Source organism: Streptomyces sp. NPDC046900, from assembly GCF_040644975.1.
Classification (GTDB): Bacteria; Actinomycetota; Actinomycetes; order Streptomycetales; family Streptomycetaceae; genus Streptomyces.
In genome coordinates this window covers 48,469-64,114 of record NZ_JBEYXD010000013.1, presented here as the reverse complement: position 1 = coordinate 64,114, position 15,646 = coordinate 48,469, and the positions used below count along the sequence as shown (strand labels likewise).

The window sequence follows — 15,646 nt, the reverse complement described above, 5'->3', positions numbered from 1 at the left end:
CGGTCAGCCGCGGGTGAGGCGCAGCTGCGCGGCGGTCACGACCGATCCCAGCCGCGGGAAGTCGAGCCTGACGGACGCATCGTGCTCAGCGGCGGTGAACGCGCTCATGGCGTCCTGAACGAAGACGAGGTCGTACCCGAGGTCCGCGGCGGCGCGGGCGGTGGACTCGACGCCCAGGTTGGTGGCGATACCGCCGAGCACCACGGTGGTGATGCCCCGCTCGCGCAGTCTTTCGTCCAGGCCCGTGCCCTGGAAGCCGCCGATGGTCCGCTTCACCACCTCCAGGTCGCCCTCCCGGAGCAGGCCGGGCACCAGTCCGCTGCCGGGCGGCTGTTCGGCGACCGAGGGACGCTCGACCCGGATCAGGACGACAAGGGCGCCGGCCGAGCGGAACGCGGCCGCCAGTTCCTCGGCCGTGGCGAGGACTTCGGTGCCCTTGCGGGGCTCCAGCGGCAGGGCGACGATGCGGTCCATCAGATCGACGAGCACGAGGGCGCTGCGCGCGGGATCAAGTGCGTGGGGTGCGGTCATGACGGAACGTTAAACCCCCATCACCCGTTCGTACCGGAAATCCGGATCGACGGGCCCGTGAACGGGTCGCGAACGGATCCCTCAGCCGGAGCGCGTCCCCGTACCGACCGCCGTACGTGACACCGGGACGGTCCGGGTGCCGGCCTCCCGCAGCTGGGGGTCACTGGAGCGGCGCTTGGCGATGACGGCGCAGACCATGAGCTGCATCTGGTGGAAGAGCATCAGCGGCAGGACGGCCAGTGAGGCGTGCGCGCCGAAGAGGACGCTCGCCATGGGCAGGCCCGAGGCGAGGGACTTCTTGGACCCGGCGAACTGGATGGCGATGCGGTCCTCGCGGCCGAAGCCCAGCGCCTGGCCGCCGTACCAGGTCAGGGCGAGCATCGCGGCGAGCACCGCACCCTCCACGACGAGCAGGCCGCCCAGCCGCAGCGGGCTCACCTGGTGCCAGACGCCCTGGACCACGCCTTCGCTGAAGGCGGTGTAGACGACCAGCAGGATCGAGCCGCGGTCGACGAGGCCGAGAACCTTCTTGTGCCGGGTGATGAAGCCGCCGATCCAGCGCCTGAGCACCTGGCCCGCGAGGAACGGCACCAGCAGCTGGAGCACGATCTTGACGAGCGAGTCCGCGGAGAAGCCGCCGCCGCTGTTGCCGAGCAGGGCCGCCGCGAGCAGCGGGGTGATGACGATGCCGGCGAGGGAGGAGAAGGAGCCCGCGCAGATGGCGGCGGGCACATTGCCGCGTGCGATCGAGGTGAAGGCGATCGACGACTGGATGGTCGACGGGACGAGGGTGAGGAAGAGCAGCCCGGTGTAGAGGTTGTCCGTCAGGAGCACGGGCACCAGACCGCGTGCGGCGAGACCCAGCAACGGGAAGATCACGAAGGTGCAGACCAGCACGGTGGTGTGGAGCCGCCAGTGCCGCAGCCCCGCCAGGGCCTCATGGGTGGAGAGCCGGGCCCCGTACAGGAAGAAGAGGAACGCGATCGCCGTGGTGGAGGCGCCCGACGCGACATCGGCCATCGTGCCCCGCGCCGGGAACAGGGCCGCTACACCCACGGTCCCCAGCAACAGGAGGATGTACGGGTCGACGGGCATCCGACGCGGCCAGTGCAGGCGTTTCACTGTGCTCCATTGCTTCGCTGTGCGTTCGCTGTTCGTCCGTGCCGGGCACGGACGTGACCTCCCCATGCTCCTCCTCCGGCCCGCGATCGGGAATCCCACATACCGCTCTGACTGTCATCACGTTCCCCGATAACCTTGAGGCATGTACGACCCCTCCCAGCTGCGTACCTTCCTGGCCGTCTCCCAGACGCTCAGCTTCACGCAGGCTGCTCGGCGGCTCGGCGTGCGCCAGTCGACGGTGAGCCAGCACGTACGGCGGCTGGAGGAGGCGGCCGGCCGGCAGCTGTTCTCCCGGGACACCCACTCCGTGGAGCTGACCGAGGACGGCGAGGCGATGCTCGGCTTCGCCCGGCGCATCCTCGAGGTCCACGAGCAGGCGACCGCCTTCTTCACCGGGACACGGCCGCGCGGGCGGCTGCGGTTCGGGGCCTCGGAGGACTTCGTACTGACCCGTCTGCCCGAGATCCTGGAGCGCTTCCGGTACGACCACCCCGAGGTGGACCTGGAGCTGACGGTCGAGCTCTCGGGCACGCTGCACGAACAGCTCGCGGCCGGCCGGCTCGACCTGGTGCTCGCCAAGCGGCGGCCTCAGGACCCGCGCGGTGAGCTGGTCCGGCACGACAGACTGGTGTGGATCGGCGCGGAGCGGCTGCGCCTTGACCCCGACCGCCCGGTTCCGCTGATCGTCTATCCACCGCCGGGCATCACCCGCGCCCGGGCTCTCGCGGCACTGGAGGAACAGGGCCGCGCCTGGCGCATCGTCTGCACGAGCGGCAGCCTCAACGGCCTGATCGCGGCGGCGCGAGCCGGTCTCGGCGTGATGGCGCACTCCCGGGGGCTGGTGCCACCGGGCCTGGTGCGCGTCCCGGAGCGCGCGGGCCTGCCCGACCTGGGCGAGGTCGACTTCGTCCTGGTGCACGGAGAGCGCCCGGGCCCGGCCCGCCACGCGGCCGAGGCACTGTCGTCGGCGATCCTGGCCGGCGGGGACCGGCTGCACGGTCGCTGACACTCGCCCCCAGAGAGACCGCGTCGCGCTCATCGCGCAGTGTGTTCGCATCGATACTGAGCGCATGCGCATCGAACACGACCCCGAGGCGATGAGCAGCGCGGACTTCTACAGGTTCCTGACATCGGCCGTGGCTCCCCGGCCGATCGCCTGGGTCTCCACGGTCACTGCGGACGGCAGCACCGAGAACCTCGCTCCGCACTCCTTCTTCAGCATCGCCAGCACCGACCCGCCGATCGTGCAGTTCACCTCGATCGGCCGGAAGGACACGCTGCGCAACGTCGAGGACACCGGGGAGTTCGTCGTCAACTTCTCCTCCGAGCCGCATCTGGATCTGATCAACGCCACCGCCATCGACTACCCCCGGTCGGTCAGCGAGTTCGACGCCGCCGGCATCGAGCGCGAAGCCAGCAGGCGCGTGCGCCCACCGAGGGTGGCCGTCTCCCATGTGATCCTGGAGTGCCGTTCGCACACCACCCTGCGGATGGGCAACTCCACCCTGGTCTTCGGACGGGTGGTCCACGCCGCCGCCGACGAGGACTACCTCGTCGGCGGCCGTCCCAGCAGCGCTCTGCTGCGCCCGCTCACCAAGCTCGGCGGCGACGAATGGGGCACCCTGGGCGAGGTCCTGCACCTGAGGCGCATCCCGTACGAAGAGCCGTCCGCCGACTGATCCCTGGCGGCACGCCGACCGGCGGTCAGGAGCCCGCCCGCGAGGGCTTTCCGCGGTGGGCGACGTGCACGATGGCCGTCGAGGCGGCGATCCGGTCGAGGCTGAAGACCGCTGCGAAGCAGAACACCACCCAGGCCGACAGGATCGTCACTCCGTCCGCGACCCCGTCGTTGTGGAAGTAGGCGAGCCCGTTGATGGCCCGCACCCCGACGCCCGCGGGCATCACCGAGGCGAGCGGTTGCAGCCAGCCCGGCAGGAAGGACGGGGGCAGCACACCACCGCTCGTCGCGTTGCCCATCACCAGCATGAAGATCGAGCCCAGCGGGACACCGATCGGGCCGAAGATCCGGATGAGCAGCACGGTTCCGGCCGCCACGGCTCCCGCCATGAGGGTGACGACGCCCGCGAGCGCCATGAACGACCCCGGAATGGCGTCGAAGATCGTGCTCGCGATGAGCGCGGTGGCCAGCCCTCCCACGACCGCGAAGATCACGAGACTGAGCATGCGTTGCCGGAAGGACAGCCGCGGCGCCAGTTGGTACGTCATCTGGCCGAACAGGAAGCCCGCGAGGACGAGGCCGAAGGACGCGTAGAAGGTCGACAGGCCGCGGCTGTCCCCCTGCGACAGGGGAAGGATGTCCTGCACCTTGATCTTGCCGGAACCGGGCATCGCGGCATGGCCGAGCGGCGTGACCATGGCCGTGACCGCGAGTCCGTTGGCGCCCGCGTACACGAGACGTGGCGAACCGGTGACGTCCAGGTAGGCCGCGTACGCGGCGCGGTGCTCGACCGCCGACCTGGCGGCGGACTCGTCCTGGTAGCGCTCGACCTGGAAGGCGTCGGGCGCCATGCGCTGAAGCCGCACGTCGAAGAGCGCCGCCGACCGGTCCGAGGCGGCGACCGCGATCGGCAGTCGGTGCGCCTTGGGCGTGTGGAAGGCGGCGAGAAAGACGGAGACGAAAACCAGCCCGATCGTGAGCACGGTGACGACCGGCGCGAGCACCGCCTTGGGGCCGGTCAGACCCGGCCGGACGGGGGCGGCGTCGGTGCGCGCGCGATGGCGGGGCCGGCCCACATCCGGGCCCGTGTCCTCGGGCCCCGCGGCGGGCGGGACGACAGCGGCATCCGCCGTCACGGACCAGAAGTCATCTTCGTGCACGAGTACATCTCCTGGTGAGTCGCGACGGCCGACGGGAGACGGCGGCATCGCTCCGGCCGCAACAAGTCAGCAACCGCTGACATACGGACTGTAGAGAACCGAGGGTGTCCACGGCCGGTCGGCATATACGAGGGCGCTTAGTAGCGAACTGCGCCCGACGCCGATCACATCGGGCAATACAGCCGTGAAACTGCGGAGGCATCTACTACCTCGCCTCGTAGGGTCCGTGATCTACGTGACGCGACTCACGTTCCCGGGCGCCGCCCCCCGTACGCACAGTGGCGGTGTGCGTCGCATGGGTGAGCACGCCGCCCTGCGCGCCAAGGGCGGCCCCTCCGTGGCAGAGTCACCGGAGGCGACCGACGGCAGAAAGAGGACCCATGGCACACCCCGTCCAGGAACCGCGGCAGATCCCTGAGCCGGCTCGGGCGGTCACGTTCCGTCGATGAGTGCCGAGAAGCCCGCTCGCCGAAGGGACTCGGCACGCAGCAAAGAGCGACTGCTGCAGGCCGCGGCCGAGTTGCTCGCTGAACGTGGGTTCGAGCGCACCACCGTGCGGGACATCGGCGAACGGGCGGGAGTGGACCAGGCCCTGATCGCCCGGTATTTCGGGGGCAAGACCCAGCTCTACATCGCCGCGCTCCATGCCGAAATGGGCGACCAGGCCCCGCAGGACCTGCTCCACCCCGGACGCGTGCTCGATCTCCTCGACCGCGTCCAGCAGCGCGGTCCGGGCCCCGTCTTCCAGGCCGCGGTCCAGCGGCCCCGGGATGCGGCGGTCCAGAACGCCGCGCGGGAGGAACTGCAGCGCCGGTTGGTCGACCCCCTGCGGGAGCGCTTCGCCGCTCAGGGACTGGACCGGCCGCGGTTGCGGGCCGAACTGGCGACGGCGGCGTTCCTCGGGGTGCTGCTCGGGCGCAGCGCCGGTGCGTTCGACTCGCTGGCGGCGGCCGACCCTGAGGAACTGGTCCCCTTGGTGGAGCAGTTGTTCGGCCCGTGAACGGCGTTGACGTCGCTGTTGCCACGGCGACCAGAGACAGATCGCGATCAGCGTCGAGCCGGCTGTGGTGATGCACGGGGGTGACGTGAACAGGCCCTCTGCTCGACACCGCGGGCAGAGGGCCTTGCGTGCAGGGTTGAGTACGGGCTCTCAGCGCTTGGTGGTGCTGTTGAACAGCGAACGCGACCAGACATAGCCGGTCAGGGTGATGCCGGCGCACCAGGCGAGCGAGATCCAGCCGTTGTCGCCGATCTCCGAGCCGGAGAGCAGGCCGCGCAGGGTCTCGGTCATCGGCGTGAACGGCTGGTACTCGGCGAACCAGCGCAGGCCCGGCGACATCGAGTCGGCCGGTACGAACGCCGAGCCGAGGAACGGCAGGAACTGGATCAGCAGCGGCTTGTTGCTCGCGGACTCGACGGTCTTGGAGATCAGCCCGAGCGCCACCGACAGCCAGGTCACCGCGAAGGCGATGGCCGTGAGGAGGCCGGCCGCGGCCAGCCACTCCAGCGGGGTCGCCCCGGACCGGAAGCCGACGGCGAGCGCGACGCCCACGACCGGGACCATGCACACCATCGTCTGGATGACGCTGCCGATGACATGGCCCGTCATGAACGACGAGCGCGTGATGTTCATGGTGCGGAAGCGGTTGATGATGCCCTCGGTCATGTCGGAGCAGACCGCGATCGAGGTCGACATCGAACCGGCGGCCACCCCCATGATGATGATGCCGGGGGTGAGGTAGTTCACGTACGTGCCCCGGCCGCCGCCCGTACCGGCGCCGATCGAGTCACCGAAGGCGTAGACGAACAGCAGGAGCATCAGGATCGGCATCAGAGCGCTGCCGAGCCCCACGGACGGATAGCGGATCGCGTGCTTGAGGTTGCGCCGCAGCATCGTCATGGAGTCGTGCACGGCGTAGGTGAGGGTGCTCATCGCAGGGTCTCCTTGACGTGAAGCGGGGTGCTGGTGCCGGTTTCGGTGGTGCCGCGGCCGGTCAGGGCGAGGAACACGTCGTCGAGGTCGGGGGTGTGCACGGAGAAGTCGACGGATCGGATGCCGGCGGCGTCGAGCCGGTCGATCAGGACGCGCAGCGCGTCGAGGCCGCCGTTGCCCGCCACGCGCAGGGCGAGGTTCTCGTCGTCCCGGGCCGCGCCGGGGAAGGCGGCCGCCGCGCGCTCCAACTCGGCGGAGTCGGTGAACCGCAGCCGTACGTGGCTGCCGGGGATCTGCGCCTTGAGCTCGTCGGCGGTGCCCTCGGCGACGATCCGGCCGCCGTCGAGCACGGCGATCCGGTCGGCCAACTGGTCGGCCTCGTCCAGGTATTGAGTGGTGAGGAAGACGGTCGTGCCGCCCGTGACCAGCGAGCGCACCGTGTCCCACATGGTGCGCCGGCTGCGCGGATCGAGCCCGGTCGTCGGCTCGTCCAGGAAGATCACCTGGGGGTCGCCGACCAGTGTCATGGCGAGGTCGAGCCGGCGCCGCATACCGCCGGAGAAGGTCGCGGCCCGTTTGTGCGCGACGTCCGCGATGTCGAATCGCTGAAGCAACTCCCGGGCACGGAACCGTCCTTCACGCTTGCCGAGGCGCAGCAGGTCGGCCATGAGGAGCAGGTTCTCCTCGGCGGTGAGCAGGTCGTCGAGCGCGGAGAACTGCCCGGTGACGCCGATCGCGGCGCGCACCCCGTCCGGTGATGTGGCGATGTCGTGGCCCGCGACCTGGGCCTGCCCGCCGTCGGCGGCGATGAGCGTGGACAGGATCTGCACGGTGGTGGTCTTGCCGGCGCCGTTCGGCCCGAGCAGTGCGAACACGGTCCCGGCCGGGATACGCAGATCGACGCCGTCCAGGACGGTCTTGTCGCCGTACGACTTGCGCAGACCGATGGTGGAGACGGCGGCGGGCGACTGCGAACCGTCGCCTCGCCTGGACGTGGGCATGACAGATGAAGGCATGGAGCCCTCCCGTTCGAAGGGTGGAGTGACGGGAAGAAGTGGGCGAGTTGGCGGGGCCGGCGCTCAGGCCCGGGCGCGGCGCACGTCGATGTTGCCCCAGCGGGTCCGGGCGCGGACCTCGACGGTGTCCTCCGTCTCCTCCGGGGCCTCGGAGGCGGCGAGCGTGTTGCGCACCTGTCCTCGCTCGGAGCTGACGTCGAGCCAGGCGGCGGTGCCCTCGCGGACGCCGACCTCGATGGCGCCGTAGGCGGTCTCCAACTGAACGGTTCCGCGGGCGACTTCGTCGACGCGCAGGGTGCCGTGGGCGGTGGTGGCGGTGACCGAGCCCTCGGCGCGCGCGATGTCGATGTTGCCGTGGGCACCGCTCACCTGCAGGTCGCCGATCGCGGCCCCGACGGTCGTGGTGCCGTGCGAGTTCTTCAGGACGGCGGGGCCGTCGACGGTGCCGACCCGCAGGCTGCCGAAGCTGGTGACGACCTCGGCCATGCCCTCGACCCGGTCGACGGTGATCGAGCCGTGGGAGACCGTCAGCTGGAGCGGCCCGGTCGAGTCCAGGCGGACGTCACCGCCCGAGGCCTTCACCCGGACCTCGCCGAGCCGGCCCTCGCCGAGCACCTGGGTCCAGGAGCCGTTCATGTCGATGCGCGAGCCCGTGGGCAGGTCCACCGTCACGTCGACGGCGCCGCTGGGCCCGATGAGGCGGCGCTCCTTCGTCCTGACGGTCAGGACGCCGCTGACGTAGGCGACCTCGGTCTGCTCGGCGGCCCGCACATCCTTGTCCCTCTTCGGGTTGAGGGGCCGGACCTCGACGACCGTGTCGAGGCGGTCGCTCGCGGTGAACCGGATGGACCCGGCGCCCACGTGGGCGGTCACCGAAATCGGTTCGGGAGTGTCGAAAGAAGGCATGGCTGTACCGTCCTCTTGAGTCTTTGGGGTGTCCCCGCTGGTGGGACGTGGTGTGGGTGGAGTGGGGCGGGCGCGGCTAGCGCACCCAGCCCGTGAAGTTCTGTCCGATGGTGCGGGTCTTCTCCGGCGTACGCGGCCGCGTGCCGCCGTCGACCGCCGCCGACACGGCCCGCACCAGCCACGCGTTGACCGACAGTCCCTCACGGCTCGCGGCCTCCTCGGCGCGCGCCTTGAGGTGGGCCGGCAGACGCAGATTGACGCGGGCGGTGCCGCCTTCGTCGCCTTCGGCGGGTGCCTGCACGTTGAGCGGTTCAACGGGCGCGACCATCGCTTCCGTGGGGCCGCTGTAGGCGGGCGGCGGCGTCACCACGAAGTCGGGGTCGAGCCCGCGCAGCCGTACGTCGACCGAGCCGGGGGCGAGCTCGCGGGTGATCTCGTCCATCGCGGCGGAGAGCACATTGAGCATGGTCAGACGGGTCGCCGACTCCAGGGGAGCGGTGAGCCGCTCGGCCAGCTCGCGGGCATCTTCCCCGCCGGCTTCGGCGGCCACCGCAAGTTCGCGGCGGAGGGTGTCGACATACGGGGTGAGGTCCATGACGTCATGGTGGCACCACCATGGCGCCACACGCAAGCCCGAATGGCACCGCGCGCCGGACAAACCTGAGTGTCACCACTCTGACCTGCGGAAACATAACGGGGCCAGCCTGAGTCACCGTGGCACCACGCACGCTCGCCTGCTCTCTAGAACATGGAATGGCGCCAGGACGGCACTGGATGGCGCCAAGTGGCACCATGCGGCGCCATGTGATGCCATGCGGGTCGCAAGGGTTGGTGTGCGTGCCCCCTCACGGTCCGCGCGCCGAGGGGACCGCGCACCGGTCGGCCCCGGCCCGGTCGGGGCTGTGGTCAGCGGGGCAGGGGCTGGTAGGTGAGTTGTTTGACGCGGCGCAGGACCGGTGTCGTCTCCACCTGCTGGACCCCCTCCAGGCAGCCGAGCGGGCCGCTCAGATAGGCGTACAGCGCCCGTGTGTTCCTGGCCAGTGCGGTCGCGACGATGTTCGAGGGGCCGGCGGTCGCGGAGGCGTGGGCGATCTCGTCGTGGGCGGCGAGGGCTTCACCGACGGATCGCAGGGCGGCCGGGGCGGCGGTGATCCACAGGACGGCCGCGACCGGATGGCCCAGGAGATCGGGGTTGCACTCCGTGTCGATGTACAGGGCACCGGAGGCGAGCAGCGCGTTCAGGCGGCGTTTGACCGCCGACTCGGAACGGCCGGTGGCGCGCCGGAGTTCGGGGTAGCCGGCGCGTCCGTCCCGCTCCAGTACGGCCAGCAGCGGCTCGTCCTCCGGGTCGAGGCCCACCTGCTCGGGACCGGGGGCCGGATGGGGGCGCAGTGCGTCGATCTGATCGTCCGTGAGCGCGGAGAACTTGCGGATCCAGCCCTGGGCCCCGCCGTAGAAGCGGTGGAGCAGTTGATGGGCGCGGATCTCCACCACGCTGGGCGTGCGCGGCAGTTTGCCGAGCAGCAGGTCGTCGTGGTCGCCGCGAGTGCGCGGCCGGGTCAGGCACAGGACCTCGGTGCCGCCGGAGGCGAGCCCGATCCAGTTGGTGTCGGGGCGTTTGGCGAGCGCGTCCGCGATGGTCAGCGCGGTGTCCGGGGCGCAGCGCACCCGCAGCATCCACTGCTCCTGGCCCAGCCGGTGGGCGTCACGGACACCCACGATCCGCAGCCCGCCGTCGGCACGCAGCCTGCGGAAGCGGCGCGCGACGGTCTGGTCGGAGACGCCGAGCACCCCGCCGATCCGGCTGAAGGAGGCCCGGCCGTCGACCTCCAGGGCCGAGAGCAGTTGCAGATCGAGTCTGTCGAGGGTGTGGGATTCCATCTCCGTCGGCCCCTTCTCGGTCGGGTTCCGGCGTTCATGTATCCGCTTCCGCTGAGATCGGCCGCCGTCCGCTCATCGTAGGGAGCCATACGCATACATCGCACGAGGAGTTGGGACATGCGGGCATGGAAGCCGCTCACGGCGGTGTGCCTGAGCACATTCATGTTGCTGGTGGACGTGACGATCGTGGTCGTCGCGCTGCCGGACATGGCGCGGTCGCTGCACGCGTCGCTCAGTGATCTGCAGTGGGTGGTCGACGGCTACGCGCTCGCGCTGGCGGCGTTGCTGCTGGCGGCCGGGGCCGCGGCGGATGTGCTCGGGCGGCGCCGGGTGCACGTCGCGGGCGTGGTGGTGTTCGCGGTGGCGTCGCTGATGTGCGGGCTCGCGTCCGGGCCCGGGACTCTGGTGGCCGCGCGGGCGGTGCAGGGCATGGGCGCGGCCGGGATGTTCGCGACGACGCTGCCGTTGCTCGGCTCGCTATATCAAGGGCGGCAGCGCTCGGCGGCGCTCGGTGTGTGGGGCGCGGTCAGCGGCGTGGCCGCGGCGGTGGGCCCCGCGCTCGGCGGACTGCTCACCGAGGGGCCGGGCTGGCGGTGGATCTTCTTCGTGAATCTGCCGGTCAGTGTGGCGGCGGTGTGGATGACGCTGCGGGCGGTCCCGGAGTCGCGGGGAGCCCACGGCAGGCGGATCGACTGGGCGGGCACGGTCATGATCGCGGGGTTCGCAGGCGGGACGACCTACGCGGTGGTGCGCGCCGGGGAGAACGGCTGGACCGCGTCGGTGACGCTGGGCTCGTTCACGGTCGCCGCGCTGGCTCTGGTGTGCTTCGTGCTGGTGGAGCTGCGGTCGACGCATCCGCTGCTGGACCTCTCCCTGCTGGGCAAGCCCGCGTTCGTGGGCGTGCTCGCGGGCGCGTTCGCCTTCAGCGGCGTGGCCTTCGGGGTGACGCCGTACCTCGCGATCTGGACGCAGACGGTGCTGGGCATGAGCCCGGTGCGGGGCGGACTGACGCTGCTGCCGCTGACGGTCGCCGCCATGGTGGTCGCGATCCTGGGCGGGCGCCTGCTGCACGGGGCGCCGGCCCGGCTGACCGTCGGCGGCGGGCTGCTGCTGATCGGCACGGGCGCCCTCTGCCAGAGGGTGCTGGATGCGGGCAGCGGCTGGACCGCGCTCATCCCGGGGCTCGTCGTGGTGGGCATCGGCACCGGCTTCGTGTCGCCCTCGGTCGCCGGAGCGGCGCTCGCCTCGGTGCCACCGGAGCGGGCGGGCATGGCGGGCGGCGCGGTGAACACGGTCCGCCAGTTGGGGTACGCGCTGGGGGTCGCCGCCTTCGGCACCGTACTGACCTCCCGGATGCGGGACACGTTGCCACGCGATGCGGCGCACACTCTGGCGAGTGGAGGTGCCGGGGCCCTGCGCCGCGGATTCTCCGAGCATGCGCTGCGCACCGCTTTCGCCTCCGGTCTGGACGCGGCTCTGCTGGTCGCGGGTGTGGCGGGCGTGATCGCAGGCACGCTGGTCCTCGTGCTGGTCCGGCAGCCGGAGAACGCGGTGACACGAACGGCGCCCCAGCCGCTGAAGGAGTCGGTGCCGCGGGGCTGAACACGGGGGCGGTGGTCCGTGCGACCCCGGCCACCGCCCCGTCGCTACTGGCCGGTAGATTGCAGCGTGCGGTAAGCGCGCCGTACAGATTCCGTGGAGATTGCGGGCCCGGAACCTACGCGGCCGTAAGGAATTCTGTCCGCTCCTTCCCCCTTGTGCGGTTATCTTCCCGGCTGGCCTGTGCGTTTGCCGCGAGTGCCCGGGATTTCGCCCCTCTCCCGCCCGGCCCTTCGGTGGGGTAGCTTTCACGGCGCTGTGCGGAGCGCCACAAGGAGCGGGGATTGCACGAGTTCACCAACCCTCAGCTGGCGTCGGCGCCGCCGGTGGGCGGTCTGGCCGACGTCGTCTTCGACTATGCCCAGGAAGATCCGCTCCGTGTCGCACTCGGCCGCAAGGACGACGAGGGCCAGTGGCGCGATGTGACCGCCGCCGAGTTCCGCGACGAGGTCCTCGCCCTCGCCAAGGGTCTGCTGGCCCAGGGCGTCCGGTTCGGGGACCGGGTCGCGATCATGTGCCGTACGCGGTACGAGTGGACGCTCTTCGACTTCGCGCTGTGGACGATCGGCGCCCAGGTGGTGCCGATCTATCCCACCTCCTCGGCCGAGCAGGTCTTCTGGATGCTCCACGACGCCCAGGTGACGGCCGCGATGGTGGAGCACGAGGACCACGCGATGACGATCGCCACGGTCATCGACCGACTGCCGCAGCTGCACCGGCTGTGGCAACTGGACGTCGGCGCCGTGCAGGAGCTCTACGACGCGGGCGCGCACATCGAGGACGAGGTGGTCCACCGGCACCGGCAGGCGGTCACCCCCGACTCGACGGCGACGGTCATCTACACCTCCGGCACCACCGGCCGCCCCAAGGGCTGTGTCCTCACGCACAGCAACTTCATGTTCGAGGGCGACACGGTCATCGAACGCTGGGAGCCGGTCTTCCACTCCAAGAGGGGCGACGAGGCCTCCACGCTGCTCTTCCTGCCGCTGGCCCATGTCTTCGGCCGGATGGTCGAGGTCGCCTGCATCCGCGGCCGGGTCAAGATCGGCCACCAGCCGCAGCTGAACGCGGCCGCGCTGCTGCCCGACCTGGCCGCGTTCAGGCCGACGTTCTTCCTCGCCGTGCCCTACATCTTCGAGAAGGTCTTCAACGCGGCCCGCCGCAAGGCCGAGAAGGAGGGCCGCTCCGGCCCCTTCGAGAAGGCGGTCGAGGTCGCCGTCAAGTACGCGGACGCGGTCGAGGCGAAAGCCTGGGGCATCGGCCCCGGCCCGTCGGCGGGCCTGCGCATGCAGCACCAGTTCTTCGACAAGGTCGTGTACACCAAGATCCGTGCCGCGATGGGCGGCCGGGTGCGGCACGCGATGTCCGGAGGCTCCGGGATGGACCGCCGGCTCGGCCTGTTCTTCGCGGGCGCCGGCGTACACATCTACGAGGGGTACGGGCTGACGGAGTCGACGGCCGCGGCGACCGCGAATCCGCCCGAGCGCACCCGCTACGGCACGGTCGGCCAGGCCATCCCGGGCACGACCGTGCACATAGCCGACGACGGAGAGGTCTGGCTGCACGGCGGCCATGTCTTCCAGGGCTACCTCAACAACCCGAAGGCCACCGACGAGTCCCTGCACGACGGCTGGCTGGCCACCGGAGACCTGGGCTCGCTCGACGAGGACGGCTTTCTCACCATCACCGGGCGCAAGAAGGAGATCCTGGTGACCTCGGGCGGCAAGAGCGTCTCGCCCGGCGTGCTCGAGGAGCGGGTGCGGGACCATCCGCTGGTCGCCCAGTGCATCGTGGTCGGCAACGACCGCCCCTATATCGCCGCGCTGGTCACGCTCGACGGGGAGGCCGTGGAGCACTGGCTGCAGATGCGGGGCAAGCCCAGGATGTCCCCGTCCCAGCTCGTGCGCGACCCCGATCTGGAGACCGAGGTGCGACGTGCCGTGGTCGCCGCGAACACCCTGGTCTCGCAGGCCGAGTCGATCCGCACCTTCCGCATCCTCGCGCACCAGTTCACCGAGGAGCACGGCCTGCTCACCCCGTCGCTGAAGCTGAAGCGCAAGGCGATCGAGAACGCGTACGCGACCGAGGTGGAGGCGTTGTACCGGGCCTGAGCCCGGCACGCCGCCCCGGCGGCGACGGGTAGTCGATGGTCACCCGGAAGATCTTGACGGACCCGTCCCCCGCACCTCTGTTCCGCTCGATCAGTCGATGGGCGCGGGCGGCGAATCCAGGGGCGCCGTGCTGCCCGGCGGTGGTTCTGCGCCGGACGGACGGGGCCGGGACGACCCCGGTTCGACGGCTTGTCCCAAGGCATCGGTCTGCTGTTCGCCGGTCAGGACTGCTGACCGGCTGATCAGTTTCCACTGTCGAAGAGTCAAGGTTCTCCTGGAACCTGTCCTCCGATGTCTTCCGAATGAGCGGTTCCGGTCGGCGCACCTCGGACACCATCTCGTTCATGTGCGCGTACCTGCTTCCGGCTGGGTGGGGGCGGATGAGCCCGGAAAGGCCCAGGCAGGCAGCATGTTCACATGCATGCGCCGCGTTCAACGACGCGTTCGGTCGCGATACAGAGCTACGGGATGACGGAGCCCGGTCAATGGCTTGGACCGAGAAGGTCGGATCCATGTCCGGCGGATCTGCTGCTCTCCGCAGGGATACGGCGCGGAAACGACCGGCCAGGAATGCGCGGCGGGCTGTGATCGTTGACGATGGGTGTAGCACCCGACGACTGAAGGATCGAGAGTTCGTGAGCAGCAAGGTCCCCCCGATCATCCTGAACAATGGCGTCGAGATGCCCCAGCTGGGCTTCGGCGTCTGGCAGGTGCCGGACGACGAGGCGGAGACCGCGGTGGCCACCGCCTTGGAGGCCGGGTACCGCAGCATCGACACAGCAGCGATCTACGGCAACGAAGAGGGTGTGGGCCAGGCGGTGGCCGCCTCCGGGATCCCGCGCCAGGACCTCTTCATCACCACCAAGCTCTGGAACAGCGACCAGGGGTACGACGCCACGCTGCGCGCCTTCGACGTGTCGCTGGAGAAGCTCGGCCTGGAGTACGTCGACCTCTATCTGATCCACTGGCCGCTGCCCTCGCGGGGCAAGTTCGTCGACACGTACAGGGCTTTCGAGAAGATCTACGGCGACGGCCGCGCGAAGGCGATCGGTGTCTCCAACTTCCTCCCGGAACACCTCCGGACGCTGATCGCCGAGACCTCGGTCATCCCGGCGGTCAACCAGATCGAGCTGCACCCGCGCCTGCAGCAGCACGCGGCGCGCGAGTACCACGCCGAGCAGGGCGTCGCGACCGAGGGCTGGTCCCCACTGGGGCAGGGCAGGGGCCTTCTGGAGGTCCCGGCGATCGTCGCCATCGCGCAGAAGCACAACCGCACGCCGGCCCAGGTCGTGCTGCGCTGGCACCTCCAGCTCGGGAACATCGTGATCCCGAAGTCGGTGACTCCGGCCAGGATCAGGGAGAACATCGAGGTCTTCGACTTCTCGCTGGACGCCGAGGACATGGGGGCGATCAGTGCGCTGAACGAGGACCGGCGTCTCGGCCCGGACCCGGCGACGTTCGACATGGGCTGACGGACGACATCCCGGCGACGCCCCGCGGACCGCTTGCCCGGCGGCTCCGAGGGGCGTCGCCGTGCGTTCCGGGGGCAGCCGCCGACCAGGACCGGAGAGCCTCGGGTCCTCACGCCTCAAGAGGCGTCGGGAGTCGCTCCACCCCACCGCGCACACGGGCGGCCCGTTTCCCGTCGGCTCCCAACCGACCGTATCTGTGGCCTCGTTGGGGCTTGACGCGGCCATGCCGACGGGTCC

The 15,646-nt window shown here is 70.5% G+C and carries 14 protein-coding genes; 6 read left to right on the top strand and 8 right to left on the bottom strand.

Annotated features, from left to right (window positions below; translation table 11 throughout):
- Positions 1-3: 3 nt before the first annotated feature.
- Both ABZ904_RS15735 and ABZ904_RS15730 read right to left on the bottom strand, forming a co-directional pair.
- The gene (locus tag ABZ904_RS15735; RefSeq protein WP_359402284.1) at positions 4-531 is read right to left on the bottom strand and encodes an isochorismatase family protein; all 528 of its coding nucleotides are present in this window, start codon (positions 529-531) and stop codon (positions 4-6) included.
- A gap of 81 nt (positions 532-612) precedes the next feature.
- Positions 613-1,653, bottom strand: a complete 1,041-nt coding sequence (locus ABZ904_RS15730; RefSeq protein WP_361823611.1) for a bile acid:sodium symporter family protein — start codon at positions 1,651-1,653, stop codon at positions 613-615.
- 142 nt (positions 1,654-1,795) lie between these two features.
- Here ABZ904_RS15730 and ABZ904_RS15725 point away from each other — a divergent pair, with 142 nt between their 5' ends.
- Both ABZ904_RS15725 and ABZ904_RS15720 read left to right on the top strand, forming a co-directional pair.
- On the top strand, positions 1,796-2,659 hold the full coding sequence (locus tag ABZ904_RS15725; RefSeq protein ID WP_360998322.1) for a LysR substrate-binding domain-containing protein: 864 nt from the start codon (positions 1,796-1,798) through the stop codon (positions 2,657-2,659).
- Positions 2,660-2,723: 64 nt separating this feature from the next.
- The gene (locus tag ABZ904_RS15720) at positions 2,724-3,332 is read left to right on the top strand and encodes a flavin reductase family protein (protein ID WP_359402275.1); all 609 of its coding nucleotides are present in this window, start codon (positions 2,724-2,726) and stop codon (positions 3,330-3,332) included.
- Between the two features lie 25 nt (positions 3,333-3,357).
- Here ABZ904_RS15720 and ABZ904_RS15715 read toward each other — a convergent pair whose 3' ends face one another.
- Positions 3,358-4,491, bottom strand: a complete 1,134-nt coding sequence (locus tag ABZ904_RS15715; RefSeq protein ID WP_359402271.1) for an ABC transporter permease — start codon at positions 4,489-4,491, stop codon at positions 3,358-3,360.
- A 445-nt stretch (positions 4,492-4,936) separates the two neighbouring features.
- Here ABZ904_RS15715 and ABZ904_RS15710 point away from each other — a divergent pair, with 445 nt between their 5' ends.
- Positions 4,937-5,491 carry a TetR family transcriptional regulator gene (locus tag ABZ904_RS15710; protein ID WP_361823606.1) on the top strand — a complete coding sequence of 185 codons (555 nt, stop codon included), beginning with the start codon at positions 4,937-4,939 and terminating at the stop codon, positions 5,489-5,491.
- 150 nt (positions 5,492-5,641) lie between these two features.
- Here the strand turns inward: ABZ904_RS15710 and ABZ904_RS15705 are convergent, their stop codons facing one another.
- The 5 genes from ABZ904_RS15705 to ABZ904_RS15685 all read right to left on the bottom strand — a co-directional run bounded on the left by ABZ904_RS15705 (position 5,642) and on the right by ABZ904_RS15685 (position 10,227).
- The gene (locus ABZ904_RS15705) at positions 5,642-6,424 is read right to left on the bottom strand and encodes an ABC transporter permease (RefSeq protein WP_359402265.1); all 783 of its coding nucleotides are present in this window, start codon (positions 6,422-6,424) and stop codon (positions 5,642-5,644) included.
- Positions 6,421-7,425 carry an ATP-binding cassette domain-containing protein gene (locus ABZ904_RS15700; RefSeq protein WP_361823804.1) on the bottom strand — a complete coding sequence of 335 codons (1,005 nt, stop codon included), beginning with the start codon at positions 7,423-7,425 and terminating at the stop codon, positions 6,421-6,423. The genes ABZ904_RS15705 and ABZ904_RS15700 overlap by 4 nt, the downstream gene beginning before the upstream one ends.
- 78 nt (positions 7,426-7,503) lie before the next feature.
- A complete protein-coding gene (locus tag ABZ904_RS15695; RefSeq protein ID WP_359402262.1) occupies positions 7,504-8,346 on the bottom strand; it encodes a DUF4097 family beta strand repeat-containing protein in 843 nt (280 codons plus the stop codon).
- 76 nt (positions 8,347-8,422) lie between these two features.
- Positions 8,423-8,941, bottom strand: coding sequence for a hypothetical protein (locus ABZ904_RS15690; RefSeq protein WP_360998326.1), 519 nt, complete (start codon positions 8,939-8,941; stop codon positions 8,423-8,425).
- 311 nt (positions 8,942-9,252) lie between these two features.
- On the bottom strand, positions 9,253-10,227 hold the full coding sequence (locus ABZ904_RS15685; RefSeq protein ID WP_360998327.1) for an Lrp/AsnC family transcriptional regulator: 975 nt from the start codon (positions 10,225-10,227) through the stop codon (positions 9,253-9,255).
- Positions 10,228-10,344: 117 nt separating this feature from the next.
- Between ABZ904_RS15685 and ABZ904_RS15680 the strand changes: the two genes are divergently transcribed.
- The 3 genes from ABZ904_RS15680 to ABZ904_RS15670 all read left to right on the top strand — a co-directional run bounded on the left by ABZ904_RS15680 (position 10,345) and on the right by ABZ904_RS15670 (position 15,409).
- Positions 10,345-11,829 carry an MFS transporter gene (locus tag ABZ904_RS15680; protein ID WP_361823601.1) on the top strand — a complete coding sequence of 495 codons (1,485 nt, stop codon included), beginning with the start codon at positions 10,345-10,347 and terminating at the stop codon, positions 11,827-11,829.
- Between the two features lie 281 nt (positions 11,830-12,110).
- Positions 12,111-13,937 carry an AMP-binding protein gene (locus ABZ904_RS15675; RefSeq protein WP_359402250.1) on the top strand — a complete coding sequence of 609 codons (1,827 nt, stop codon included), beginning with the start codon at positions 12,111-12,113 and terminating at the stop codon, positions 13,935-13,937.
- A 635-nt stretch (positions 13,938-14,572) separates the two neighbouring features.
- On the top strand, positions 14,573-15,409 hold the full coding sequence (locus ABZ904_RS15670; RefSeq protein WP_359402247.1) for an aldo/keto reductase: 837 nt from the start codon (positions 14,573-14,575) through the stop codon (positions 15,407-15,409).
- Positions 15,410-15,646 lie beyond the last annotated feature (237 nt).